Below are 1,809 nucleotides of genomic sequence, written 5' to 3' on the forward strand. Positions count from 1 at the left end.
ATGCTAGTTTGCGTAATGCCATTTTATATAGTGCTTTAAAACATCAGATGGATTGTTTGCTTTATTTTGATGATGATGAATATCCGGTTGCGGTTACCAATACTCGCAATTCGGTTATTTGGGGTGGTCAGCAGGGAGTGACCACTCATCTTCAATATATTCGTGAGGCAGATGTTACCAGTGGTTATCACTGTGGTTATATTTCTCCTATTCCTTATTTGAATTATAATAGTGATTTGAGTGAAGCTGATTTTCGTACTTTTATAGAGGCCATCAGTAATGATATTTTAAATTGGGAAAAAGTAAAAGAGGTCATGGAAAATGGGGGTGTCACTTATGCCGACACTGCTGTTTTGACAGCCAAGCAGGCTCAAGAAGTACCAGAGATAAAGGGTACCAAGTTTATCGCCGGTTCTAATTTGTGTCTTAATTTAAAAAATCCGGACAGAGTTTTTCCTTTTTATAATCCTCCTGGGGCCCGGGGTGAGGATGCTTTTTACAGTACTTGTTTAAGTAAGCATCGGGTTTTACGGGTACCCTGTTATACCTTTCACGATGGCTTTGCCGCTTATAATCATCTTTTAGAGGGTGTTCTACCGACTAAATTGCGTTTAATTAAAGGAGACAACAAACGGGTTGTGGCACGTTTTTATAGAGCTTGTGTAGGTTGGGTACGCTATAAACCTTTATTGATTTATTTAACACAAAGGGATGTCTATCAAGATAAAATGAATAGTGTTGCTCGCAAACTTGAACTTACTTTGCCTAAATTGGCCAGGTATTTTCAACAACCAAAATTTTTATTAATTTTGAATGAGTTTCAAAAATATAGGGCTAATGTGGTTAAACATGCTGAAGAGTTCAGAAGAACACAAGCTATATGGAATAAAATTAGAGAGGGTGTGCTTTAATGTTTGGAAGAAAGGGAAGAATATTGCTTGTGATTATAACTTTTTGTGGTGTTTTTTTATTATCCTATTTTTTAAATCAAGCTTATTTGCGGAAAAATACCGCGACAATGGAGGTGGTGATGGTTACTAAAAAAGTACCACCTTATAGTTTGCTATCTAAAGAAGATTTAGCCGTAATGACTATTCCACAAGCAATTGTTCCAGATGATGCTGTTTTAGATTTAGAGGAGTTTTGGCAAGATTCGCCCTATTATACTACAGATTTAGGTTTTGGAGCAGGAGATTTACTTTGTACAGAGAAGTTATCAAGCGACCATTTTACCGCTTGGGGAAAAATGGCCGCACTAACAAATGAGGAGTCTATGTTAATAGCTATTAATACTAATTTAGTCCAAAGTTGTGCTAATCTAGTAATTCCCGGTTCTTTGGTGGAGGCTATTGTTCATTTACCAGCTAAAGGAATGGAGGAAGAAGATCAGGTAATCAGTTGTCTTGAGGAACCAGCATTGGCCAATTTGTTGGTGGTGGATAAAAAGAATGCTCAGGCGGCACCAATTGAAAAAGATAGTCGTGAGGCTATTCCGGCGGTAGTTGTTTTAAAATTACATAAGAATCAACAAACCACAGCCAAAAAATTGGTTTATTATAATGAAAAAGGTACTATTTATTTGTTACCTGTAGGTTTTCGCAGTGAAATTTTTGCCGGTTGGGCTGTGGAGGGATAGGAGGAAAAAGGTGTCACGTAAAATCATTAGTATACTTTTAATGTTTATTTGTTTTTCTTTAACACCCCAGGTTTTTGCTGCTGAGGGTCATTGGGCTGCCCAAGATTTAATTACTTTAAATGAATTATATCAATTAGAAATTATGGGTGAACTTGATGAACCAGCTGATCAAG

Annotated in this window: 3 protein-coding genes; all 3 read left to right on the forward strand. The window is 36.8% G+C overall.

Features of this window, described 5'->3' with window-relative positions; all coding sequences use genetic code 11:
* Positions 1-911 (forward strand): hypothetical protein (locus GX687_04945; GenBank protein HHX96785.1); only part of this gene is annotated, 911 nt, incomplete at its 5' end.
* Positions 911-1,636 carry a Flp pilus assembly protein CpaB gene (locus GX687_04950; protein ID HHX96786.1) on the forward strand — a complete coding sequence of 242 codons (726 nt, stop codon included), beginning with the start codon at positions 911-913 and terminating at the stop codon, positions 1,634-1,636. The genes GX687_04945 and GX687_04950, both read left to right, overlap by 1 nt.
* A 10-nt stretch (positions 1,637-1,646) precedes the next feature.
* A partial coding sequence (locus GX687_04955; protein ID HHX96787.1) for a hypothetical protein occupies positions 1,647-1,809 on the forward strand: 163 nt, incomplete at its 3' end.

This window comes from Clostridia bacterium, assembly GCA_012841935.1.
Lineage (GTDB): Bacteria > Bacillota > Peptococcia > DRI-13 > DTU073 > DUTS01.

Coding starts and splice junctions, on each gene's coding strand:
- GX687_04950 (HHX96786.1), top strand. CDS start 911: ATGTTTGGAAGAAAGGGAAGAATATTGCTTGTGATTATAACTTTTTGT.